The sequence below is a fragment of the Sphingomonas sp. genome (genome assembly GCF_029239295.1).
Lineage (GTDB): Bacteria > Pseudomonadota > Alphaproteobacteria > Sphingomonadales > Sphingomonadaceae > Sphingomonas.
In genome coordinates this window covers 1-23,885 of the sequence record NZ_JAQZBC010000024.1, presented here as the reverse complement: position 1 = coordinate 23,885, position 23,885 = coordinate 1, and the positions used below count along the sequence as shown (strand labels likewise).

The following is a 23,885-nucleotide window of genomic DNA, read 5'->3' as shown; positions in this document are numbered from 1 at the left end:
TCGACCGGATTGGTGTCTACCGGGATCAGCGTCGCGCCGACCGCCGCCAGCGCGCGCGTTGCCTCATCCACCCAGGCGCGTGTGTGCAGCCACGGATCATAGCCGATCCGGGCGCCCTCCTTGGCGTGGGCACCCAGCCAGTCCGACACGCTGGTGTCAGGAACGCCGACGAACTGCCAATCGTCGCCCGATACCTGTTCGCGTACCTGCAGCGTGTAGCGGCCGTCGGTGAAGATCGCGGCTTCTGCCGGCAGCACCACCGCCGTTCCGGCAGAACCCTGGAAGCCGGTGAGCCAGGCAAGGCGCTGCGCATAGGCGCCGACATATTCGCTCATATGCTCGTCCGTCAGCGGCACGACGAAGCCGTCGAGCTGCTGGCGCGCGAGCTGCTGGCGCAGGGCGGTGAGGCGGTCGGTGTAGGTGGACATGGAATTTCCCTTGGGCGCTTGGTCCCGGCGCCATGCCGTCTCCGCTCGTTCCGATCCTGTCGAGGCCGCGCGCTTCGACAAGCTCGGCACGGATGGAGATGGCGCGTGCCAGCTTTACCCGTCCGATATGGCAGATGCGCGCGCTTCGTGCCATGCAGCCGCGATGGTCGTTCTTCCTTATGGCTGCGCATGACGGGCGCGGATGTACTCATCGTCGGTTCAGGCGCTGCTGGCCTGACCGCCGCGCTGAACCTGGCTGACCGTTTCAAGGTTACCGTGCTTGCGAAGGGCGCGCTCAACGAAGGGTCCACCGCCTGGGCGCAGGGCGGGATCGCCGCGGTGCTGGAACCTGGCGACACGTTCGAGAACCATGTCGAGGACACGATGGTGGCGGGCGCGGGGCTCAACGACCGCGAGATCGTCGAGTTCGTGGTGGAGAATGCCCCGGCGGCGATCGAGCGGTTGCAGAAGCTGGGCGTGCCGTTCGCGCAGGAGGGCAATGCCCTCCACCTGACGCGCGAGGGCGGCCATTCGCACCGGCGCATCGTGCATGTCGATGACGCGACCGGCTGGGCCGTGCAGGAGGCGCTGCAGCGGGCGGCCGAGGCACATCCCAACATCACGCTCGTCCCCGATCAGGTGGCGATCGACCTCGCGACCAGCCGGCACGAGGAACGCTATTCGGGCGCAGGCAACGTGTGGGGCGTCTATGCCGTGGATCGCAAGAGCGGCCACGTGAACCTGTACACAGCGCGCGCCACCATCCTGGCGACCGGCGGGGCGGGGCGGACGTACCTGTTTTCCACCGCGCCGCGCGGCGCGACGGGGGACGGCATTGCGATGGCGTGGCGCGCGGGTTGCCGCGTCTCCAACATGGAGATGATGCAGTTCCACCCGACTTGCCTCTATAATCTCGACGTCAAGAATTTCCTGATTACCGAAGCGGTGCGCGGCGAGGGCGGGCGGCTGATCAACCCGCTGAACGGCCACCGTTTCATGGTGGATTATGATCCCGAGCGGCTGGAGCTGGCGCCCCGCGACGTGGTGGCGCGGGCGATCGATGCCGAGATCAAGCGCTATGGCCTGGATTACGTCCATCTCGACATCAGCCACCAGCCGGCCGATTTCGTGCGCGGGCATTTCCCCAACATCTACGAGAAGCTGATCGGGCTGGGCATCGACATGACCGTGCAGCCGATCCCGGTGGTGCCGGCGCAGCATTATACCTGCGGCGGGATCGTGGTGGATCGAGACGGGCGGACTGACCTGCCGGGCCTCTATGCCGCAGGGGAGTGCACCGAAAGCGGGCTGCATGGCGCGAACCGGCTGGCGTCCAATTCGCTGCTGGAATGCTTCGTCTTCGGTGAGGCAGCGGCGCAGCATATCGCCGCCCATTGGGATGCGCTGCCGCCCGTGCCAAAGATCCGGCCCTGGGACGAGAGCCGGGTCGCCGATTCCGACGAGGAAGTGGTGATCAAGCAGAACTGGACCGAGATCCGCCGCTTCATGTGGAATTATGTCGGGATCGTTCGCACGACCAAGCGGCTGCAGCGCGCGCAGCATCGCATCAAGATGCTGACCGCCGAGATCGAGGATTATTACGGCCACTTCCGCGTGACGCCGGACTTGATCGAGCTCCGGAACCTGTTGCAGACGGCGGATCTGATCGTCCGATCGGCGCTGCATCGGCACGAGAGCCGCGGGCTGCATTATACGCTGGACTGGCCAGAGACACTGGAGACGCCGGTCGATACGGTACTCGTTCCATGAACCAGTCCTGTTCATCGCACCACAGGCGCCGTTCATCGCAGATGCGGTAACCTCCGGTTTTCAATGGCGACTTTTCAGATAGCCTCCCTAGTCATGAGCTGGGGCAGGCGAGGATCATGATCGGGCGGTTGGGAGCGGGAGCCGCGTTGCTCGCCCTTGCCGGCTGTGTCGGAGAACCACCCTCGCGCAATGCGCGCGCCGTCGCCCCCGCGCCGGCACCATCCTATGTGGTGGCGATCCCCGTCCCCAAGCCCAAGCCGCTGCCGGTCAATCGGGCGCCGCGCGGGCTGGAGACATCGATCCAGCAACTGGTCCGCGAATTCCCCGGCACCGCGGGCGTCGCGGTACGCGCGGTGGACGACGGCTGGACGATTGAGGCTGGGGGGCGCCGGCTGTTGCCGCAGCAGAGCGTCAGCAAATTGTGGGTCGCGATGACCGTGCTGGATCAGCGCGACACCGGGCGGCTGAAGCTCGACGATCCGGTCAGCGTCACGACCAACGACCTGACGCTGTTCCATCAGCCGGTCGCCTATCTGGTGAAAGGCGGCACGTGGAACACGACAGTCGGCAATTTGCTGTTCCGCGCGCTGACGCAGAGCGACAACACTGCGAACGACCGGCTGCTCACCGTGGTCGGAGGTCCCAATGCGGTTCGGGAGTTCATTGAACGAAAGCGGCTGGGCGATATCCGCTTCGGGCCGGGCGAGCGGCTGCTGCAGGCGAAGACGGCGGGACTGACCTGGGACCAGTCGATGAGCATCGGCAACAATTTCTCGGTCCAGCGCGCGAAACTGGATCCGGCGGTGCGGGCGCGCGCCATGCAGGCCTATATCGACAATCCGCCCGACGGCGCGGCCCCGCTGGCGATTGCCGACGCGCTGTCCCGGCTGGCCCGCGGCGAATTGCTGTCCGAAACATCCACCCGGCTGATGATCTCCACGCTGGAATCGAGCCGCACCGGTCGCGCGCGGCTGAAGGCGGGGATCGCCCCCGGCTGGACGTTGGCGCACAAGACGGGGACGGGGCAGGAACTGGGACGGCGCAACGCAGGGTTCAACGACGTCGGCCTGATGACCGCGCCGGATGGTCGCCGCTATGCAGTCGCGGTGATGATCGGTGACACGACCCGGCCGATGCGCGATCGGCAGCAGTTGATCCAGGCGGTGGCGGCCACCGTCAGCGGCTATCGCGGCGCGCCGACGATCGCGTCGCGCGACCAGGACGATCCCGAGACCTGAGCCGGTACCCGCGACAACGATCGTCGCTTGATCGGTGTCGATTGACGGCCGGCCTGGCGCGCCGCAAGGCACGGCTATGCGCTTCTTTTCGGACAACGCCGCCCCGGTCCATCCCGCCGTGCTGGCCGCCATGGCGGAGGCGGATGTGCTCGACACCGCCTATGACGGGGATCGCTGGTCCAAGATGCTGGACGCGCGGCTGTCCGCGCTGTTCGAAACCGAGGTCGAGGTGTTGTGGGTGCCCACCGGAACGGCGGCCAACTGCCTGGCGCTTGCAGCGCTATGCCCGCCGCACGGCGCGGTGCTGTGCCACCATGACGCGCACATCCAGAATGACGAATGCGGCGCGCCCGAATTCTACACCCATGGTGCGAAGCTGCTGCTGGCGGGCGGCGACGGCGCGAAGCTGACCCCCGATACGCTGCGTGCGCTGTTGGGCACGATCCGTAAGGATGTGCACCAGGTGCAGCCGCACGTCATCTCCATCACCAACGCGACCGAATATGGGATGGTGTACCGTCCGGACGAAGTGGCGGCGATCGGTGCGTTGGCGCGCGACCATGGGCTGGCGCTGCACATGGATGGCGCGCGCTTCGCCAATGCGCTCGTCCACGCGGATTGCTCGCCTGCCGACATGACTTGGCGCGCCGGGGTCACCGCGCTGAGCATGGGGTTCGTCAAAAATGGCGGGATGGGCGCGGAGGCGCTGGTCTTCTTCAAACGCGGGTTGGTGGAGGCGAGCCGCTATCGCCGCAAGCGTGCCGGCCTGCTGTTCTCCAAGGGCCGCTATCTCGCCGCGCAGATCCTGGCGCTGCTGGAGGAAGACCGGTGGCTGGCCAATGCGCGCAACGCCAATGAGGGGGCCGCGCTGATCGCAGCCGCGGCGGGCGAGCGGCTGGTGCATCCGGTGGAGGCGAACGAGGTGTTCCTGCGCGTGTCACCCGAAGAGGCCGCAACGCTGCGCAGCAAGGGTTTCGACTTCTACGATTGGGGGCCCGGCGAGGCGCGGCTGGTGGTGTCGTGGAACCAGAGGGCGGCGGATATCCAGCCACTGGCGGAGGCGATCGCAGCGCTCGGCTGACCAGTTGTAAAGAGCGTGGGAGGGGAGTGGCAACCGGTCGAAAACCCCGGTAGGCGCGGCCAATGACCGCCGCCCCGCCACCGCAATCCACGCGCGCCGCCGTGCTGATCCCGTTCGGGATTGTGACGCTTATCTGGGGCTCCACCTGGCTGGTGATTCGCGACCAATTGGGGGTGGTGCCGCCGTCATGGTCGGTCAGTTATCGCTTCCTGGTGGCAGGCGTGGCGTTGCTGGCTTGGGCGGTGATCCGGCGCGAGCCTGGTACCATCGACGCGCGCGGCTATGCCTTTGCGGCGGCGCTGGGGCTGGCGCAGTTCGTGCTGAACTTCAACTTCGTCTATCGCGCCGAACAGTTCATCACATCGGGGCTGGTGGCGGTGGTGTTTGCGCTGCTGCTGATCCCCAATTCCTTGTTCGGGCGCATCTTTCTGGGCCAGCGGATGGGGCGGCAGCTGATCGTCGGATCGGCGGTGGCGATGGGCGGCGTGGCGCTGTTGTTCGTCCATGAGGTGCGCACCGACCCACACGGACCCGCCACTGCGCTGACCGGTATCGCACTGACATTGTGCGCGATTCTGTCCGCCTCCAGCGCCAACGTCATGCAAGGGACGCAGACTGCGCGGCGCTATCCGATGCTGCGCACCACCGCGATCGCCATGCTGATGGGCGGGGTGTTCGATGCGGCATGGGCGTGGTTCACCGTGGGGCCGCCGGTGATGGAGTGGCGGCTGGGGTATGTCGCGGGGATCCTGTACCTCGGGCTGGCGGCGTCCGCGCTGGCCTTCCCGCTGTACTTCGGAGTGATCCGGATCATCGGACCGGCGAAGTCAGCCTATTCCAGCGTGATCGTGCCGGTGATCGCCATGGCCCTTTCCACCGTCTTCGAAGGCTATCGCTGGTCAACATTGGCCGCTTCCGGCGCAGCATTGGCCGCTTTCGGCCTGGTCATTGCGCTGACCGCGCGCAGGCCCAACCGGTAGTCCGGACAGAGCGGGTGCCAGCCGAGCATGCGTTTCGCCTTGCCGTTCGCGACGCGCCGGTTCTCCGCATAAAAGGCGCGGGCCATCGGTGACAGGCTGTCGAGCGGGACGATCGGGGGCGGCGGCAGGCCGAGCAGCGCGGCGGCATAGTCGATCACCGCGTCCTGGCTGGACGGATAATCATCGGCGAGATTGTAGGCGCCCGCCGGCGCGGTGAAGGCGGCGACCACGCCGCGCGCGATGTCATCGACATGGACGCGGCTGAACACCTGTCCGGGGATCGCGGTGCGATGCGCCTTGCCGGCCGCTACACGGTCGAGCGCGGAGCGGCCGGGGCCGTAGATGCCCGGCAAGCGGAAAACGCGCGCGCCCAGCGCCAGCCATGCCGCGTCCGCCGTGTTGCGCGCGGCGCGCCGACCAGCGATGGGCGCGCTTTCGTCCACCCATGCCCCGCCGGCATCGCCATAGACGCCCGTGGAGGAGAGATAGCCGAGCCACTTGCCATCCAGCAGCGAGCCGTAGTGCGCGAGCACCGGATCGTCCGCGTCATCGGGAGGCACTGACGAGAGCACATGCGTCGCCGCCGCCAGCCCGGCGCGCACCGCGTCACTATCGTCGAAGCGGATCGTGCCGCCCCGCCCGTCGCGCGTCGTCGCGAGCACCGGGCCGCCTGCGGCGTCGGCAATCGCGCTGGCGGCATAGCCGAGGCCGAAGATGAAGAGGCGGCTCATTTCGCGAGCGTCGGTTCGACCATCGTGGCGCCGGGCACGTTATCCTTCTTCCATTGCATCGCCATCCGAACGCGCGTCGCGCCCGAAGGGTGATCGAAGAACAGCAACTCCTCGATGGGGCCGGATTCAAGCTTGCGATATTCGGACAGGCGGATCGCCACCGCGGCAAAGCCGTCGGGCGCGCGGGCGGCATCGAGACCGAAGCGGTCAGCCTCGCTTTCCTCCCAGCGGGTCACGCTGCTGATATAGGGCGTCGCCAAGGCAGCGATCACGCTGGCGATCGCCAGCAGCAGCGGGGCACCGGCCGGATCACTGACGTCGCGCACGCCCCAGCGCGGGTGGCGCGCGATCAGCCGCGGCGCGATCTGTGAGAGCGCCAGGAACACGACGAGCACCGCCAGCCCAAACCAGAAGAGCAACCACCAGATGTGGCCCAGCACATAATGGCCCATCTCATGCCCCATCACCGCGGCGACCTCATCGGGGGACGTGCGGTTCAGGAGATTGTCGTTGAGCGCGATGCGGATCGTCGGGCCGAGGCCCGCGACATTGGCGGAAATCCGCTTCGACTGACGCGAGGCGTCGGCGACATAGATATGGGTGGCCGGGATCTGATGCGCCTCGGCCATTGCGACGATGCGATCGCGCAGCGGGCCGGCGGGCATTTCGGTGTAGCGGTTGAACAACGGTTCGATGAACACCGGCCCGAGCAGCAGCCCGATGGTGAGGAAGCCGACGACCACCGCGGTGCCGATCGCCCACCAGCTGCGGCGAAACCGCCGGATGACCGCGTAGATGGCGGTGAACAGCAGCGTATTCACCACCAGTGACACGCCGAGCACCTTGAGCTGATCGATCAGCCAGCCGCCGAACGTCTGGCTCATCAGGTCATATTGCGCCTCGCGCACGAAGCCGGTGTAGATGGTCCACGGCAGGAACAGGAGGAAGCTGACGAGCGTGAACAGCACGCCATAAAGGCCGGGAACGAGCCAGCGGCGCTTCACGCGGTGCTCGGCGAGATCGCGCATCCGCGCCGAAAGGCCGCTGGCGAGCAGCGCGCCATAGACCAGCACCGCGACCACCGCGTTCCACAGGATCAGCCAGTATCCGCCCTCGAAATAGGCGTCCGACTTCGCCCGTGCCGGCCCTTGCAGAAGATCGAGGTAGGCGCGGGTCGCCGCGTCGACATCGAAGCCGGGATTTGCCCCCTGCGCCTGCGCAATCGCAGGCAGCAACGCCGCTGCCTCCAGCAGCGCTGCCCCCATCACCTTCCTCATCCCCTGTTCCCCCGGTTACGGGGCCATTGGCCCCTTGAACAACGTGCCGAAATAGTCGCCCTTGTTCCAGACCGGGCGCGTGGGCGCGTCGGCGATGTCGCGCGCGATGCGATAGTTCACATCGACGAAGCGCACGCCTTCCTCCCACTGGATCGGCTGCGACAGGTCGTCACTCGGCTTGTGATAGTTGGTCGACATGAAATGTTCGACCGCGGCCTTGCCCGGCCCCTTCTGACCCGGCCACAGGAACACCGAAGGCACGCCCTTCTGCACGAAGCGGAAATGGTCCGACCGCACGAAGATGCCTTCGTCCGGCATCGGATCGGGCGACAGCGCGACGCCCGCGCTTTCCACCGCGCGGCTGATGATCGGGCCCAGCGTCGACCGATCGCCGCCGAACGCCACCATGTCCTCGAACTTGTAAGTCAGGATCGGCATGTCGAGGTTCACGTTGGCAATGATCGACGATGCCGGGACGGTCGGGTGATTGGCGAAATAGTCGCTGCCGATCAGCCCCTTCTCCTCGGCGGTGACGGCGAGGAACAGCACGCTGCGCTTGGGCGCGCCTTCCTTCTGGAACCGCTTCGCCTCCTCGATCAGGCTGGCGATGCCGATCGCATTGTCGAGCGCGCCATTGTGGATCTTGTCATCCGCCTTTCCGCTGACGCCGACGTGGTCGAGGTGCGCGGAGAGGACGACCACTTCCTTGGCGAGCGCCGGATCGCTGCCGGGCAGCATGGCGATGACGTTAGACGAGCGCGCGGGCGTGAAGCTGGTCTTGACCGACGCCGAGAGCGTCGTCGGCAGCGCCTCAGGCGTGAAGCGGGCATCGGCCTTGTTCGCCTCCTTGGCGATCTTCGCCCAGCTGGTGCGCGCGCCGACAAACAGCTTCTCCGCGCCGCTGAGGCTCAGCGTCGCAAGCGAGGGGATGCCGCCTTCCTCGACATGGCCGGTGCCGTCGGGATTGGCCCAGGTCATGCGGCTGTGGCTGCTGCCTTCCGCCAGCTTGGCGAAGGGGCGCTGCTTCTCGCTGCGCGGCGTGTAGAGCGTGACCGTGCCGATCGCGCCGCGCTCGGCAGCGAAGCGCGCCTTGGTCGCGGCGGAGCCGAGCCAGGCACGTTCCTCGCCCGTCATCTTCGACGGCGAGCCGCTGACGAAGGCAACGATCTTCCCCTTCACGTCGACGCCGCGATAATCGTCACGGCCATATTGCGGGGCGACGATGCCGTAGCCGACGAACACGACCGGGGCGGAGAGATCGGTCTGCTTCGCGCGCGGGTTCGCCGTGGGGACATAGTCGGTGCCATAGGCGAGCGGCAGCGTGGTGCCGCCGCGCGTGATGCCCAGCTTCCCCTCGCCATCGGTCTTGTAGGCGACCAGCGGCACTTCCTGCAGGTAACCGCCCTTGTCGCCCGCTGGCTTCAGCCCGGCGGCAAAGAACTGCGAAGCGACATATTCCGCCGCAATGTCATATTCCGAGCTGCCAGCCTCACGCCCCCTCATCGCATCGGAGGCGAGGAACATGACGTGCGACTTGATCGCCGCGGCGCCCGGCGAGAGCGGCGCGGCGGACGTTGCCGGCGCGGCAGGCGAAGTGGCGGCGGGTTTCGTGTTGGTGGTGACTGGAGCCTGCTGCGCAATGGCAGCGACGGGCAGGGTGGCAAAGCAAAGAGCAATGGCGAGGCGGCGCATGGATATCCTGTGGTGATGGCGCCCGTCCCGATCCTGACGTGTGCGCGAAACGGCTGGCGCCATGCGGCCGGCAGCGGGCGCCAGCGGCACGTGGCTCGACCTTACTCGACACGAAAGACAAGGGTTGGGCGGCTTGATGGCGCAAGTCGTAGCATCGGGGGAGCGGGCCGCAAGCATTACCGATGGAACCGGATCGCGCGCCGTCTATATCTCCTGTCATGCAAGACGCTCTTTTCGCCGCCGCCGCTGCCCCGGCCGTCCATCGCCGCGCGGATTATCAGCCGCCGGCGTGGCTGGTGCCGCAGGTAGCGCTCGACTTTGCGCTCGATCCCGCAGCGACGCGGGTGCGCGCACGGCTGGAGGTGCGGCGCAATGGCAAGGCGGGCGAGCCGCTGCGACTCGATGGCGACGGGCTGACGCCGCTGGCGGTGCTGGTCGACGGCGCGGCGGTGAATGACTGGCGGATCGAGGACGAGCAGTTGGTCATCCCGCTGACCGGCGACTCGCATGTGATCGAGACCGAGGTGGAGATCGCGCCCGACCGCAACACCCAGCTGATGGGGCTGTACGCATCGGGCGGGAACCTGTGCACGCAGTGCGAAGCTGAGGGATTTCGCCGCATCACCTTCTTCCCCGACCGGCCCGACGTGCTCGCCACCTATCGCGTGCGGATGAGCGCGGACAAGGCGCGGTATCCGGTACTGCTCGCGAACGGCGATCCGGTGGCGAGCGGCGACAATGGCGATGGCACGCACTGGGCCGAATGGCACGACCCGTTCCCCAAGCCGTCGTATCTGTTCGCGCTGGTCGCCGGCGATCTTGCCTGCAATCCCGGCACGTTCACCACGCGGTCGGGGCGTGAGGTGGAGCTGGGCATCTGGGTGCGCGAGGCGGACCTGGCGAAGACGGACCACGCGCTACACGCGCTGAAGCTGTCGATGGCGTGGGACGAGCGGGTCTATGGCCGCGAATATGACCTCGACGTGTTCAACATCGTGGCGGTCGATGATTTCAATTTCGGCGCGATGGAGAACAAGGGGCTGAACATTTTCAACAGCCGCTACATCCTGGCCGACCCCGACACCGCGACCGATTACGATTATGACGCAATCTCCACGGTGGTCGCGCACGAGTATTTCCACAATTGGTCGGGCAACCGGGTCACCTGCCGCGACTGGTTCCAGCTGTCGCTGAAGGAAGGGTTCACCGTCTTCCGCGACCAGGGCTTTTCCGCCGACCAGGGATCGGCGGCGGTCAAGCGGATCGAGGATGTGCGCGGGCTGCGCGCCAGCCAGTTTCCGGAGGATGCCGGCCCGCTGGCGCATCCGGTACGGCCGGAAAGCTATCTCGAGATCTCGAACTTCTACACCTCGACGATCTACAACAAGGGCGCCGAGCTGATCCGCATGATGGCGACGATTCTGGGGCCGACACGCTTCCGGGCGGCGTGCGACCTGTATTTCGACCGCTTCGATGGCACCGCGGCGACGTGCGAGGACTTTGTCGCCTGTATGGAAGAGGGCGGCGGGGTCGACCTGTCGCGGTTCCGCCTGTGGTACAGCCAGGCGGGGACGCCGCGCGTGGCGGCCAGTCTGGCGCATGACGGCGGGCGGGCGACGCTGCGGCTGGCGCAGCATGTGCCGCCGACCCCTGGCCAGTCGGCGAAAGAGCCGATGGTGCTGCCGCTCAAGATCCGGCTGTTCGGCGCGGAAACCGGCCGTCCGCTGTGCGCGGAGCAGCTGGTGCTGTTGCAGGATGCAAGCGAGACGATCGTGTTCGACGGCATTGCCGAACGGCCGGTGCTGTCGATCAACCGCGGGTTTTCGGCGCCAGTGACGATCGAGAGCGATCGCACCGCGGAGGATCTGGCATTTCTGGCGCGGCACGATGACGATCCATTCGCGCGCTATGAGGCGATGCAGCAGTTGATGCTGGATACGCTGGTGGCCGGGGCAGTCGAGGGAGAGGCGGATCATGGTGCGGTGATCGCTGCGGTCGCGGACACGCTGGACGACCCGACGCTGGATCGCGCCTTCGTGGCGGAGGCGGTGCTGCTGCCGTCGGAAAGCTTCATCGGCGACCAGCTGAGCGTGGTCGATCCCGACGCGATCTTTCGCGCGCGTGAGGCGCTGCGCGCCGATCTCGGCCGTGCGCTCGCCGATCGCTGGCGGGAGATCTATGACGCCAACGAGACCGATCGGCCGTATGAATATACCCCGGCGGCGAAAGCGGCCCGGCGGATCCGCAACGTGGCGCTGGGCTATATTGCGGCATCCGGTGACGGCGATGCGGCGGCGCTGGCGTTCCGCCAGTTCGAACGCGCTGACAACATGACCGACCGGCAGGGCGCGCTATCGGTGCTGGTCAATGGCGAGAGCGACCTGCGCGATGCGGCGCTCGACATCTTCTACAACCGGTATGCCGGCAATCCGCTGGTGCTGGACAAATGGTTCCAGACACAGGCGCTGTCGACGCGGGTGGATACGCTGGCGGCGGTGCGCGCGCTGGCCGAACATCCGGACTTCACGCTGGCCAACCCCAATCGCGCGCGCAGCCTGATTGGCGCGTTCGCGGTCAACCAGCGTGCGTTCAACCAGGCTGACGGCGCGGGCTATCGCTTCCTTGCCGACCAGCTGATCGCGCTGGACCGGCTCAATCCGCAGACGGCGGCAAAGCTGCTGCCGCCGCTCGGCCGCTGGCGGCGGTTCGATCCGGCGCGCGCGGCGTTGATGCGCGCGGAACTGGAGCGGATCGTGGGAACCGCCGGGCTGTCAAAGGACCTGTTCGAGCAAGCGTCCAAGAGCCTCGACGGATGAGCGCTCATCTCCCCCGCCGTGCAGCCCGACGGGTTTTGAGCGCGGCGGGGCAGCTCAGGTGGCGTGGCGCAGCAGCGCGTGCGTGGCCGGATCAGGACCGTCGAAGAACCGGTCGAGAATGGCGCGAAACGGCGCGGGGTCGGCGGCTGCGAGCGCGAAGAGCGTCATCGAGGAACGCAGCTTCATCGCGTCGACGGGCCCCAAAATCTCCTCCGCGCTGCCGCTTGCCGCGCCCATCGCTGCGGATGCCTCAAGCAGGCGCGGGCCGAGAACGGGGTGCGCGAGATAGGCGCGTGCCTCGTCCAGCGAGGCAATGCCGAAATGCTGCGCCGTGGGGCTGTGGCCGAGGCCGCGGAGTTGCGGGAACACATACCACATCCAGTGGCTGGTCTTGTGGCCTTGGCGCAACTCCGCCAGCGCGGCGGTATAGCTGCCCTCCTGCGCAGTGACGAAGCGGTCGAGATTGAACTGGCCGTCCATGCCCCCTCCAACGCGCAACTCGCATCGCGGATGCACCCTCGTGCGTTGAAGGCGCAGGCAAGATGGAGGCGACATGCTGGAACATATCCCCGCCTGGCTGGGTCGGACGCTGGGCAATGTACGCGCGGGTGCGGACAAGCTGGCGATCGTGCAGCCCGAACTGGGCGGGACATTTGATGCGTTGGACCTGATGAGCCCGGCATTTGCGCAGGAGGCGCGTTTGCCGCCGCGCTTCACCGCGGATGGCGAGGGCGTGTCGCCGCCCCTGACATGGGGCGCGGTGCCGGAGGGCACGGCGTTGCTGGCGCTGCTGGTGGAGGATGCCGATGCACCGGCGCCGCAGCCGTTGGTCCATGCCGTGGTGTGGGGGATGCCGGCCGATGCCGGTCGCCTCGAAGAAGGTGCGATAGTGGCGGACGGGGCCGGGATCGCAGCCCAGGGCGATGTGGGGCGAAATTCCTACTTAGGCGAAGGATGGCTGCCACCTGATCCACCGACCGGTCATGGCGAGCATCGCTATGTGTTTCAGCTATTCGCGCTTGGCGCGGGGGCGGGCGATCCCGGCGCATCGCCCGGTCGAACGGCGCTGGTGCGCGCCATGACCGGGCATGTGCTGGCAGCGGGACTGCTTATCGGAACCTATTCACGTGGGGAGCCGGCCGACGCTACGCCAACTCAGACGGCGGTGGCGGCGGCGTCGACGTAAGCGAGCAGACCCGAGACGCTGACAAAGGCAGCAAGGGCGAGGCAAGCAGAGCGGACCATCGAAACAATCCTTTCGGGAAATGGGATGAGCGTGGCGCCGATCAGGCGATCAGCTAATCAGGCGATCAGGCGATGGAGGTCACCGGAACCGCGGCGCTGATCATCAGGGCGGCGAAGAAGATGGCGCCGGCGAGGCTGGCGGCATGCTGGTGAAGCTGGTTCAGGCGGACGAACATGGTGCAATTCCCTTGGTCTTTTCGGCTGCCGGACCATCCGGCGTCGATGCCAAGGGTACTTGCATGGGGCGTGCCAACTCACTTGCCCGACGTAGAATCAACAACTTAGCTGAGCGTTCGTTCAGGGTTGGGAAATATCGCCAGTCTGACGCGGCGGAACGCACCATCAAACGGCGCTGAGCACCTGATTGCGACCGGCAGTTTTCGCCCGGTACAGCGCAGCGTCCGCTCTCGCACACAATGTCTCACGCGTTTCGCCCGCGGTGCCCATCGCAAGCCCGGCTGAGATGGTCACCGTTCCGATCGGCGCATCGGTGGCGCGCGAACGGAAGCGGCGCGCCGCCACCGCGCTGCGTGCCCGATCGACGATTTCGGTCGCGGTCCGGAGAGTGAGCCCGACGAGCAGCAACGCGAATTCCTCCCCGCCATAGCGCGCGACCAGCGCGCCGCCGCTTTCCGCCGCGATCGTCTGTCCTACCGCGCGCAGCACGCGATCGCCCACCGCATGGCCGAACTGATCGTTCACACGCTTGAAGTGGTCGATATCGCACAGCGCGAAGATCACCGGGGTGCGAGGATCGAGCGCGGCCAGCGCCTCGTCAAAGGCGCGGCGGTTGGCCAGTTCGGTCAGCGGATCCTGGCGCGCGTCACTGCGCGCCTCCTCCAGCGCGACGCGCAGCGATTCGGCTTCCGCCTTGGCCGCCGCAAGCCGCTCCTCGGCCTGACGGACGCGATCGATCATCGCGGCGGTGAGTTCACCGATATAGTTACGCGTCGACGCCGGATCGGACTGGCGCATCGCCGCGGCGGTGGCGATCAGATCGCGGCCAAAGTCGCTCGTTTCGGCATGGATCGCCCGCACGGTAGCGGTAAAATCGCCCAGCTGTGTCGTGAGTTGTCTGACGAACGCTTCGTCCTCCGCATCCTCCGGAGTGGGCTGCGGCGGGGCAGGGCGCCCCGATCGCGAGAGCACGCCCAGTTCAGCCATGTCATGCTGCGTCAGCCGCACGCCGCCATCGGTGCGCGCCGCCACCGCTTGCGCCAGCACGCCGGTGGGCTGGCTGATGATTTCATAGGCCAGCGCGTAATAGGCTGGTTCCGCGCTGAGGCGATGGATCGCGAGGAAGGCGCCAATGGCCTCGTAGAGGCTGAAGGCCTCTGTTTCGGCTGTGCTTACCTTCACCTGCTGGTCCGTTTCCTCCCCCGGGCCTGCCAGCCAGCCCCGGATCGCAACACACGCTAATGGAGAACCGCTAACAGAGCGTTTCCAATGTTACGACTTAGCGAGACGGCGGACGGCGTCGAGCGTGAGGGCAACGTGGCGTTCGGCCGACATGTCATCGTGGACGAAGGCGATGCGCCCGGTGCGATCGATGACGTAGCTGGTCCGGCGAGTCGCATCGCGGCCCTTAACCTGGCGGCCGAGCGCGACGTCGTAGCCGCTAACGACTCGCGGCCCGGCGCTGGCCACCGCGAAGCGACCGGCGCATTCCGCGGCCGAGAATTTCGTCAGGTCCTCCACCGAATCGGCCGACATGCCGATCACCGTCGCACCGGCGCCACGGAATTTGTCGACATTCTCCGCAAAGGCGCGCGCCTCGGCATTGCAGCCGGCAGTGAAGGCGGCGGGGAAGAAGTAGAGCACGACCGGCCCATTCTTCAGCTGTCGCGCGAGATTAACGTTCACGACCTTGCCCGCGATGGCGCCGCGGGTGGTGAAATCGGGTGCCTTGGCCCCCACGGCAAGCGTCGCGCTGGCCGGCGCGGCAAGGGTAAGCGACAGGGCAGCTGAAAGGGCAAGGACGTGGCGCACAGGGTATCTCCCGTTGGTGCGCCGGTTCTAGCGCGCGCGCGCGGGCCGCGATAGGGCTGTGCCATGCCGATCCGCCAAAGCGACCTCGCCCTTGCCCACCGTCTCGCCGATGCTGCCGGGGAGGCAATACGCCCCTATTTCCGCGGAGAATTGGGCACCGAAATGAAGGCCGACCATTCGCCTGTCACGCTGGCCGACCGGGCGGCGGAAGCGGCGATGCGCCGCATCCTCGATGCAGAAGCGCCGGGTGATGCGGTGCATGGCGAGGAATATGGCATCAAGGATGGCGTGACGGGGCGCAAATGGGTGCTCGATCCGATCGACGGGACGCGCAGCTTCACGGTCGGGCGCGCGATTTTCGGCACGCTGATCGCGCTGGTTGAGGATGGCTGGCCGGTGATGGGGGTGATCGATCAGCCGGTGCAGCGCGAACGCTGGATCGGCGCGGCCGGGCGGCCGACGCTGTTCAACGGCGCGCCGGCACGGACCCGCACGTGCCGCGAAGTGGAGGGCGCGATCCTGGCGACGACCAGCCCGCATGCCTTCAACGACGACGAAGTGCCGTATTTCATGGCGCTGGTCGCGGCGGTTTCGGGGGGGCACGCGCGGCAGGGGCCGGTCTATGGCGGCGACTGCTACAATTACGGGCTGCTGGCGAGCGGGCACCTCGACATCGTGTGCGAGGCGGGGCTGGCGCTGTACGATTTTGCGGCGCTGGCGCCGATCGTCGAAGGGGCGGGCGGTCGGATGTGCGACTGGAACGGCGATCCGCTGACCGAGGCGAGTACGGGCCAGGTGCTGGCGATCGGAGACGCCGCGCGGATGGACGAGGTGCTGGAGGCGCTGCATGCCGCGCCGGGCGCGCACGACCACCACGATCATTGAGGCGGGCGCGCCGGGCGCGCGCCAGTGCCGGGGGAGGGTGCCTATGCCCCCTCCCCAGCGGTAATCAGACGACGGTCAGCGAAAGCTTGCCGTCGCCTTCATCGACCTTGATCGTGCTGCCGTCCTTCACTTCGCCGCGAAGGATGAGATCGGCGAGCGGATCCTGCAGGTAGCGCTGCACCGCGCGCTTCAGCGGGCGGGCACCGTACACCGGATCGTAGCCGACCCGGCCAAGCCACGCACGCGCCGCGTCGGTGAGGTCGAGCGTCACCTTGCGATCGGCCAGCAGCTTGCCGACCCGCGCCACCTGGATGTCGACGATCGGCCCCATGTGCGCCTGGCCCAGGCGGTGGAAGAGGATGATCTCGTCCAGCCGGTTGAGGAATTCCGGGCGGAAGTGCGCGCGGACGATCTCCATCACCTGCGGCTCGACCGTTTCGACATCCTCGCCCTCGCCGAGATTGGCGAGATACTGGCTGCCGAGGTTCGACGTCAGGATGATGAGCGTGTTCGAGAAGTCGACCGTGCGGCCCTGGCCATCGGTGAGGCGACCATCGTCGAGCACCTGGAGGAGGACGTTGAACACGTCGCCATGCGCCTTCTCCACCTCGTCGAACAGCACGACCTGGTAGGGCCGCCGCCGCACTGCTTCGGTCAGCACGCCGCCTTCCTCATAGCCGACATAGCCGGGAGGCGCGCCGATCAGCCGCGCGACGGAATGCTTCTCCATGAACTCGCTCATGTCGATGCGGACCATCGCATTGGAATCGTCGAACAGGAATTCGGCGAGCGCCTTGGTGAGCTCCGTCTTGCCGACGCCCGTCGGCCCGAGGAACAGGAACGAGCCGAGCGGCCGGTTCGGATCCTGTAGCCCGGCGCGGGCGCGGCGGACGGCGGTGGAGACGGCGCGCACGGCATCGGCCTGGCCGATCACGCGCTTGCCGATCACTTCCTCCATCTTGAGGAGCTTGTCGCGCTCGCCCTCCAGCATCCGCTCGACCGGGATGCCGGTCCAGCGGGCGACGACGCCGGCGATATCCTCTGAGGTCACTTCCTCGCGCAGCATGGCGTTGGCTGCGGCGCCCTGCGCCTCGGCAAGCTGCTTTTCCAGCGCCGGGATGCGGCCGTAGGAAAGCTCGCCCGCCTTGGCGAGATCGCCTTGGCGCTGCGCCTGCTCCAGCTCCAGCCGGGCAGCGTCGAGCTGCTCCTTCAGCTTCGCCTCACCGGCCAGCTTGTCCTTCTCGGACTGCCAGCGCTGGGTAAGCTCGGCCGACTGCTGCTCGAGATTGGCGAGCTCTTCCTCGATCTTCTCGAGCCGGTCCTGCGACGCCTCATCGGTCTCGCGGCGCAGGCCCTCGCGCTCGATCTTGAGGCGAAGGATGCGGCGATCGAGCGTTTCGATCTCCTCCGGCTTCGACTCCACCTCCATGCGGATGCGGCTCGCGGCCTCGTCCATCAGGTCGATCGCCTTGTCGGGCAGGAAACGATCGGTGATGTAGCGGTTCGACAGCGTCGCGGCGGAAACGAGCGCGCCATCGGTGATGCGCACGCCGTGGTGAAGCTCGTACTTCTCCTTCAGCCCGCGCAGGATCGAGATCGTGTCCTCGACCGTCGGCTCGCCGACGAACACCGGCTGGAAGCGCCGCTGGAGCGCCGGGTCCTTCTCGACATATTTGCGATATTCATCGAGCGTGGTGGCGCCGACGCAGTGCAGCTCACCGCGGGCAAGCGCCGGCTTCAGGAGGTTGCCGGCGTCCATCGCGCCTTCGGATTTGCCGGCGCCGATCAGCTGGTGCATCTCGTCGATGAAGAGGATGACGTCGCCTTCGGCGGCCTTCACCTCGTCGATCACGCCCTTCAGTCGCTCCTCGAACTCGCCGCGATATTTCGCGCCGGCGATCAGCGCGCCCATGTCGAGCGCCATCAGCGTCTTGTTCTTGAGCGTATCGGGCACGTCGCCATTGGCGATGCGCAGCGCGAGGCCTTCCGCGATGGCGGTCTTGCCGACGCCGGGCTCGCCGATCAGCACGGGATTGTTCTTAGTGCGGCGGGCGAGGACTTGGATGGTGCGGCGGATTTCCTCGTCGCGGCCGATCACCGGGTCGAGCTTCCCGTCGCGCGCCGCCTCGGTGAGGTCGCGGGCGAACTTCTTCAGCGCGTCATAGCGATCCTCGGCGCTCGCGGTATCGGCGGTGCGCCCGCCGCGCAGGTCGTTGATCGCGCTGTTGAGCGCGTCGGCGCGCACGCCCGCGGCCTGCAGCGCCTTGCCCGCAGGGGTGTTGAGCGACAGCGCGAGCGCGACCAGCAGGCGTTCGACGGTGACGTAGCTGTCGCCGGCCTTCTGCGCGATCTGCTCGGCTTGGTCGAGCACGCGCACGGCATCATTGTTGAGCCCCGGCGTCGACTGCGCGCCCGAGCCGCTGACCGCGGGGATCCTGGCGAGCGCGGCGTCCGTCTCCGTCACTGCGCGGCGTGCATCGCCGCCGGCCGACTGGATGAGGCCCGCGGCCATGCCCTGCTCGTCCTCAAGCAGCGCCTTCAACAGATGCTCTGGCGCGATCTGCTGATGGTTCATGCGGATTGCGACGGTTTGCGCCGATTGGAGGAAGCCCTTGGCGCGGTCGGTGAATTTCTCGAGGTTCATGGTGTCCCTGTATCCTTCGAGCATCATGTGGTGTTGCTTAATAGCAACACAAGAGAGCGGCACAGTGAAAGATGGCGACGCGGTGCGGGCGCGTCCAGAGGCGGCGGTACCTTCTGCTTCGCGGCCGGAAGCCGTTGTCGGTAAGGCGATCAGGCGAGGCTATGCGGGATTTCCGATGCCGGTTGACGTGCGCGCGCGCTTCCGCTCCGCTTGGCGCAAAAGCACAAGGAGAGGCTCATGAAGGCTTTGCGGTATTTCGGCGCGCGCGACATCCAATACGGCTCGACCGAGGATGCGGCATTGCAGGATGACCGTGATGTGCTGGTCCGCGTGAACCATTGCGCGATCTGCGGTAGTGACCTGCACATCTATCACGGCCACGGCTTTTCCGAAGATAAGGGCTTTTGCGTCGGGCATGAGGCGGTGGGCGAAGTAGTCGAGACCGGCCGCGCGGTGCGCAATCTGAAATCGGGTGATCGGGTGATGATCTCCGCCGCGGTCGGCTGCGGCGCTTGCCCCGGCTGCCTGATGGGCCGGGTGCATGAGTGCGAGAACAACGGGTCTGGCTGTTACGGCCTTTCGGCGGCGCTGCAGGGGAGCCAGGCGGAAGCGGTGCGAGTGCCAGCCGGCGACGTGAACGCGCGGCGCATCCCTGACGGGATCACCGACGAACAGGCGCTGATGCTGACCGACGCGCTGCCGACCAGCTGGATGGCGGTGCGCAACGCCGACATCAAGCCGGGCGCGAGCGTCGCCGTCGTGGGACTGGGGCCGATCGGGCTGATGGCGGTGGAGGGCTGCCTCGCGATGGGCGCGGGGCGCGTCTATGCGATCGATCTGGTGCCAGAGCGGCGCGCGATCGCCGAAGGGCTGGGCGCGATCGGCATCGATCCTGCGGAGGCGGTGCAGTTCATCCGCGAGGACACCAAGGGGCGGATGTGCAGCAGTGTCGTCGAGGCGGTAGGCGCGGATGCGACGATCGACCTGTCGCTTCGGCTGGTGGGGAAATGGGGCACGGTATCGTGCCTCGGCGTCAACCAGACGCGCCGTTTTCCCTTCCCGATGGAGCGCGCCTTCGCCAGCGGGCTGACGTTTCGCACCGGCACCTGTTCGGTGCCGCATTGGTGGCAGGAACTGATCCCGATGGTGCAGAAAGGGCAGCTAAAGCCCGAGCGCTACATCTCGCACCGCCTGTCGCTGTCGCAAGGCGCCGAGGCGTACGCGATCCTCGACCGACGTGAGGCGCTGAAGGTGGTGATGACGCCGGAGTGAGGCTATAGTCCGCGGCAAATCGCACAAAAGGAGAGAATGCCATGGCCACGCTGGCATCAATCGACACCAGCCAATATGCCCCCGGTGAGTGGGAGGCGCGGGTCGATCTGGCCGCGGCCTACCGCCTGGTGGCGCTGTACGGCTGGGACGATCTGATCTTCACCCATCTGTCCGCCCGGGTGCCGGGGCCGGAGCATCACTTTCTGATCAACCCGTATGACATGATGTTCGAGGAGATCACCGCCTCCAGCCTCGTCAAGATCGACGTCGAGGGCAAGCCGGTCGGCCACACCGATCATCCCGTGAACCCGGCGGGCTTCACCATCCACTCGGCGATCCACATGGCGCGCGAGGATGCCGCGGCCGTGATGCACCTCCACACCCCGCACGGCCAGGCCGTGTCGGCGATGGAATTCGGCCTGCTGCCGCACACCCAGACAGCGATGATCGCGCAGCACAATGTCGCCTATCACGACTATGAGGGTATCGCGACCGACCTCGACGAGCGCGAGCGGTTGGTGGCGGACATTGGCGACAAGCACGCGATGATCCTGCGTAACCACGGCACGCTGGCGGTCGGCGACAGTGTCGCTTCCTGTTTCCTGCGGCTCTACTTCCTCGAGCGCGCGTGTGAGGCGCAGGTGCTGATGTTGTCGGCGGGGCGCGAGAACCTCAACAATCCGCCGCAGGGCGTGGAGGACAAGGTCGCCGGGCAAAGCGCGCCTGCGGGGATGGGCAAGCTGGCCGAGAAGCTGGCGTGGCCGGCGCTGCTGCGCAAGCTGGACCGGATCGACCCGAGCTTCCGCAACTGATGCCGCGTCCTCGTCACCCGGCGCGTGTCGCCGGGCGACGGGGGTCGAGGCTGGGCTGGGCTGGGCTGGGCTGGGCTGGTTTACGCGCGGATCGCGGTGACGAGGTAGTTCAGCGTCAGCGAGTCGGACAGCGTGAAGCCGCTAGTCGGCGAGAAGGCGATGCCGCGCGTATCGCGCACCGTGAAGCCAGCGGCGGCGAGCATCTCGCCCAGTTCCTCGGGTGTGATGAAGCGATCCCAATCGTGTGTGCCACGCGGAATCCGGCCGGTACCCTCCGCCAGCGTGATCATCGCCAGCCGTGACACGGGCGTGCGGTTGGGAGTCGACATGATCAGGAGGCCGCCCTCTGCCACTGCGCCGGCGAGCCCGGTGACGAACGCCGCAGGATCGGCGACATGCTCGATCACTTCCATGCAGGTGACGAGATCGAACGTCTCGCCGGCCACCGCCTCAACGCCGCCGGCGCGGTAATCGATCACCAGCCCGCCCTGCGCGGCGTGATCGCGCGCGACCGCGATATTCTCCCCCGCTGCATCGATGGCGGTGACGGCGCCGCCCAGGCGCTTGAGCGGTTCGGCGAGCAGGCCGGCGCCGCAGCCGACATCAAGCACAGTCTTCCCGGCAAGCGGGGTGAAGCTGGCGGGATCGAGATCGAAATGCCGGTCGGCCTGCTCGCGGATATAGCGCAGCCGCACCGGATTGAGGCGGTGAAGCATCGCGGACGAACCCCGCGGATCCCACCATTCGCTGGCCATCGCGCCGAAATGCGCCGCCTCACGTGCGACGATGCTGGCGTGACCGCCGTCGCCGCCCTTCGGACGATCGGGCAGGCCCGCGGGGGGAACGGTATCGGTTGTTACAGTTGCGTCGGCCATGGCGCTTTCCTATCAGGCGCGCCTGTTTTCCCCAAGCACCCGAGAGTATCCCGTGGTCTGCATCGTCATGAAATTCGGCGGCACCTCGATGGCGGGGATCGAGCGGATTCGCTCGGTCGCGGCGCGGGTAAAACGCGAGGCCGCGGCGGGCAACGAGGTCGCGGTGGTCGTTTCCGCGATGGCTGGCGAGACCGATCGGCTGGTCAATTTCTGCCGCGAGGCAAGCGCACTCTACGATCCCAAGGAATATGACGTCGTCGTTTCCGCCGGCGAGCAGATCACCAGCGGGCTGCTGGCGATCGCGCTGCAGGCGATCGGCGTGCCGGCGCGGTCCTGGATGGGCTGGCAGCTGCCGGTCAACACGTCGGACGCTTTCGCCAAGGCGCGGATCGAAACGATCGATGCCGAGGCGCTGCTCGCCAGCATGGGCGCCGGCGAAGTGGCGGTGATCCCAGGCTTCCAGGGCGTGCATGCCAAAGAGGGCGAACGGGGGCGCGTCACGACGCTTGGCCGCGGTGGATCCGACACGTCTGCGGTGGCGGTGGCGGCGGCGATCAAGGCGGATCGCTGCGACATCTACACCGACGTCGACGGCGTCTATACCACCGATCCGCGCATCGTGCCGCGCGCGCGCAAGCTCGCCAAGGTGACGTATGAGGAAATGCTGGAGCTCGCCAGCGTCGGCGCCAAGGTGCTGCAGACGCGGTCGGTGGGCCTGGCGATGAAGGAAAATGTCCGAATCCAGGTGCTGTCGTCGTTCACCGGCGAGGATGCACCGATGGCGGATACATTGCCCGGAACGATGATCGTGGGCGACGAGGAAGTAGCGCTTGAAGGGAGTGGTAACGTGGAACGCCAGCTGATCACCGGCATCGCGCATGACAAGAATGAGGCCAAGATCACGCTGACCGCAGTGCCCGACAAGCCGGGTTCGGTCTCGGCGATCTTCGAGCCGCTCGCCGCGGCGAACATCAACGTCGACATGATCATCCAGAATATCGCCCATGGGTCAGGCTCGACCGACGTGACGTTCACGGTGCCGGCGGCGGATCTCGCGCGATCGATCGAGACGCTGAACCAGGCGCGCGAGGCGATCGGCTTCAAGGAGCTGGTGCACGACACGCGCGTGGCGAAGATCAGCGTCGTCGGTGTCGGCATGCGCAGCCATGCGGGCGTCGCGAGCACGATGTTCTCGACGCTGGGCGCGCGTGGGATCAACATCCTTGCGATCTCGACCAGCGAGATCAAGGTCAGCGTGCTGATCAACGAGGACGAGACCGAGCTGGCGGTGCGCGTGCTGCACACCGCCTACGGCCTCGACGCCGACGAGGCCGCCTGAGCCGCTAGGTCAGCATGATCGCCGCTGCGATGATAAGCGCGGCGACGATCAGCGCGGCCGCGAGGATGCGGCTGTCGGACGGTTGAGCCGGGGCAGGCGCCGGCGGCGCTTCAGCGCGGCGGGCGAGCGCGCGGATCAGGCGCGGGAGATCGTTGCCAAGGCGATCGACTTCCAGCGCGACCGCGGCTGCGCGGCGTGACCAGCGTTCGGGCGAGAGGCGCTCCATCACCAGCCGGCCACTGGCGCGGCGCATCGCGGCGGCAAGGTCGAAGCTCGGCTCGATGGCACCCAGCACGCCATCGAGCGTGATCAGCGCCTTGAACAGCAGAAGGAGATCGGGCGGGAAGGCGAGCTTCTCCTCGCGCAGCGTGCCGAACAGGTCGGCGACCAGATCGGCCAGCACCAGCCGTCGGCCGTGGCGGATCACCAGCCCCTCCGCGATCGGCATGAAGCGCGGGACCTGATGTTCGAGCTCTGCCCAGCGCGCGAGCGTTTCAGCGAGCAGGGCGGGATCGTCGGTTACCAGCGCCTGGACGAAGGCGATGAACTCCTCGCGCCGGCGCGGGCTGACATGGCCGATGAGGCCGAAGTCGATCATGCCGATGCGATCGCCGGGCAGGCACAGGAGGTTGCCGGGATGCGGATCGCCGTGGAAGCGCCCGTTGATGAGCGCCATCTGGAGCACGATGTCCGCGCCCGAGCTGGCGATCACGGCGGGGTCGATCCCGGCATCGCGCAGCACCTGCGCATTGCGCGGCGGCACGCCCGGGATGTGATCCATCACGATCAGCGCTTCGGACGTATAATCCCA

The 23,885-nt window shown here is 67.1% G+C and carries 20 protein-coding genes; 10 read left to right on the top strand and 10 right to left on the bottom strand.

Going from position 1 to position 23,885, the window contains the following annotated elements; translation table 11 throughout:
* A partial coding sequence (locus tag K0S66_RS15870; protein WP_301076450.1) for an aminopeptidase P family N-terminal domain-containing protein occupies positions 1-428 on the bottom strand: 428 nt, incomplete at its 3' end.
* A 189-nt stretch (positions 429-617) separates the two neighbouring features.
* On the opposite strand from K0S66_RS15870, the gene nadB reads away from it, so the two are divergent.
* The 4 genes from nadB to K0S66_RS15850 all read left to right on the top strand — a co-directional run bounded on the left by nadB (position 618) and on the right by K0S66_RS15850 (position 5,497).
* Positions 618-2,198 (top strand): L-aspartate oxidase, encoded by a 1,581-nt coding sequence (gene nadB / locus K0S66_RS15865; protein ID WP_301076449.1) that lies wholly within the window; start codon positions 618-620, stop codon positions 2,196-2,198.
* A 116-nt stretch (positions 2,199-2,314) separates the two neighbouring features.
* Entirely contained in the window at positions 2,315-3,436 is a 1,122-nt protein-coding gene (locus tag K0S66_RS15860; protein ID WP_301076448.1) for a serine hydrolase, read from the top strand.
* A gap of 76 nt (positions 3,437-3,512) precedes the next feature.
* The gene (locus K0S66_RS15855) at positions 3,513-4,517 is read left to right on the top strand and encodes a beta-eliminating lyase-related protein (RefSeq protein ID WP_301076447.1); all 1,005 of its coding nucleotides are present in this window, start codon (positions 3,513-3,515) and stop codon (positions 4,515-4,517) included.
* A 62-nt stretch (positions 4,518-4,579) separates the two neighbouring features.
* Positions 4,580-5,497: an EamA family transporter gene (locus tag K0S66_RS15850; protein ID WP_301076446.1), complete on the top strand. Its 918-nt coding sequence runs from the start codon at positions 4,580-4,582 to the stop codon at positions 5,495-5,497.
* On the opposite strand, the gene K0S66_RS15845 is transcribed toward K0S66_RS15850, so the two are convergent.
* Genes K0S66_RS15845 through K0S66_RS15835 form a run of 3 tightly spaced genes read right to left on the bottom strand, consistent with a single transcriptional unit; the run spans position 5,407 to position 9,197 of the window.
* Positions 5,407-6,228: an NAD(P)-dependent oxidoreductase gene (locus K0S66_RS15845; RefSeq protein ID WP_301076445.1), complete on the bottom strand. Its 822-nt coding sequence runs from the start codon at positions 6,226-6,228 to the stop codon at positions 5,407-5,409. The genes K0S66_RS15850 and K0S66_RS15845 overlap by 91 nt on opposite strands.
* A complete protein-coding gene (locus K0S66_RS15840; RefSeq protein ID WP_301076444.1) occupies positions 6,225-7,505 on the bottom strand; it encodes a M48 family metallopeptidase in 1,281 nt (426 codons plus the stop codon). The genes K0S66_RS15845 and K0S66_RS15840 overlap by 4 nt, the downstream gene beginning before the upstream one ends.
* A 15-nt stretch (positions 7,506-7,520) precedes the next feature.
* The gene (locus K0S66_RS15835; protein ID WP_301076443.1) at positions 7,521-9,197 is read right to left on the bottom strand and encodes a M28 family metallopeptidase; all 1,677 of its coding nucleotides are present in this window, start codon (positions 9,195-9,197) and stop codon (positions 7,521-7,523) included.
* 218 nt (positions 9,198-9,415) lie between these two features.
* Between K0S66_RS15835 and pepN the strand changes: the two genes are divergently transcribed.
* Positions 9,416-12,013 (top strand): aminopeptidase N, encoded by a 2,598-nt coding sequence (gene pepN, locus K0S66_RS15830; RefSeq protein ID WP_301076442.1) that lies wholly within the window; start codon positions 9,416-9,418, stop codon positions 12,011-12,013.
* Positions 12,014-12,067: 54 nt separating this feature from the next.
* Here the strand turns inward: pepN and K0S66_RS15825 are convergent, their stop codons facing one another.
* On the bottom strand, positions 12,068-12,493 hold the full coding sequence (locus K0S66_RS15825; protein WP_301076441.1) for a DUF1810 domain-containing protein: 426 nt from the start codon (positions 12,491-12,493) through the stop codon (positions 12,068-12,070).
* Positions 12,494-12,566: 73 nt separating this feature from the next.
* Here K0S66_RS15825 and K0S66_RS15820 point away from each other — a divergent pair, with 73 nt between their 5' ends.
* The gene (locus tag K0S66_RS15820) at positions 12,567-13,199 is read left to right on the top strand and encodes a YbhB/YbcL family Raf kinase inhibitor-like protein (RefSeq protein ID WP_301076440.1); all 633 of its coding nucleotides are present in this window, start codon (positions 12,567-12,569) and stop codon (positions 13,197-13,199) included.
* A 401-nt stretch (positions 13,200-13,600) separates the two neighbouring features.
* Here K0S66_RS15820 and K0S66_RS15815 read toward each other — a convergent pair whose 3' ends face one another.
* Both K0S66_RS15815 and K0S66_RS15810 read right to left on the bottom strand, forming a co-directional pair.
* Positions 13,601-14,617 (bottom strand): GGDEF domain-containing protein, encoded by a 1,017-nt coding sequence (locus tag K0S66_RS15815; protein ID WP_301076439.1) that lies wholly within the window; start codon positions 14,615-14,617, stop codon positions 13,601-13,603.
* 90 nt (positions 14,618-14,707) lie between these two features.
* On the bottom strand, positions 14,708-15,247 hold the full coding sequence (locus K0S66_RS15810) for a peroxiredoxin (RefSeq protein ID WP_301076438.1): 540 nt from the start codon (positions 15,245-15,247) through the stop codon (positions 14,708-14,710).
* 63 nt (positions 15,248-15,310) lie between these two features.
* Between K0S66_RS15810 and K0S66_RS15805 the strand changes: the two genes are divergently transcribed.
* Positions 15,311-16,132, top strand: coding sequence for an inositol monophosphatase family protein (locus tag K0S66_RS15805; RefSeq protein WP_301076437.1), 822 nt, complete (start codon positions 15,311-15,313; stop codon positions 16,130-16,132).
* 64 nt (positions 16,133-16,196) lie between these two features.
* Here the strand turns inward: K0S66_RS15805 and clpB are convergent, their stop codons facing one another.
* Positions 16,197-18,776: an ATP-dependent chaperone ClpB gene (clpB, locus tag K0S66_RS15800; protein WP_301076436.1), complete on the bottom strand. Its 2,580-nt coding sequence runs from the start codon at positions 18,774-18,776 to the stop codon at positions 16,197-16,199.
* 237 nt (positions 18,777-19,013) lie between these two features.
* Here clpB and K0S66_RS15795 point away from each other — a divergent pair, with 237 nt between their 5' ends.
* Positions 19,014-20,048 (top strand): alcohol dehydrogenase family protein, encoded by a 1,035-nt coding sequence (locus tag K0S66_RS15795; protein WP_301076435.1) that lies wholly within the window; start codon positions 19,014-19,016, stop codon positions 20,046-20,048.
* A 41-nt stretch (positions 20,049-20,089) separates the two neighbouring features.
* A complete protein-coding gene (locus K0S66_RS15790; protein WP_301076434.1) occupies positions 20,090-20,860 on the top strand; it encodes a class II aldolase/adducin family protein in 771 nt (256 codons plus the stop codon).
* 80 nt (positions 20,861-20,940) lie between these two features.
* Here K0S66_RS15790 and ubiG read toward each other — a convergent pair whose 3' ends face one another.
* Positions 20,941-21,735: a bifunctional 2-polyprenyl-6-hydroxyphenol methylase/3-demethylubiquinol 3-O-methyltransferase UbiG gene (gene ubiG, locus K0S66_RS15785; RefSeq protein WP_301076433.1), complete on the bottom strand. Its 795-nt coding sequence runs from the start codon at positions 21,733-21,735 to the stop codon at positions 20,941-20,943.
* Between the two features lie 52 nt (positions 21,736-21,787).
* On the opposite strand from ubiG, the gene K0S66_RS15780 reads away from it, so the two are divergent.
* The gene (locus K0S66_RS15780) at positions 21,788-23,074 is read left to right on the top strand and encodes an aspartate kinase (RefSeq protein WP_301076451.1); all 1,287 of its coding nucleotides are present in this window, start codon (positions 21,788-21,790) and stop codon (positions 23,072-23,074) included.
* Between the two features lie 4 nt (positions 23,075-23,078).
* Here the strand turns inward: K0S66_RS15780 and K0S66_RS15775 are convergent.
* The coding region (locus tag K0S66_RS15775; protein WP_301076432.1) for an AarF/UbiB family protein at positions 23,079-23,885 on the bottom strand (807 nt) is incomplete at its 5' end.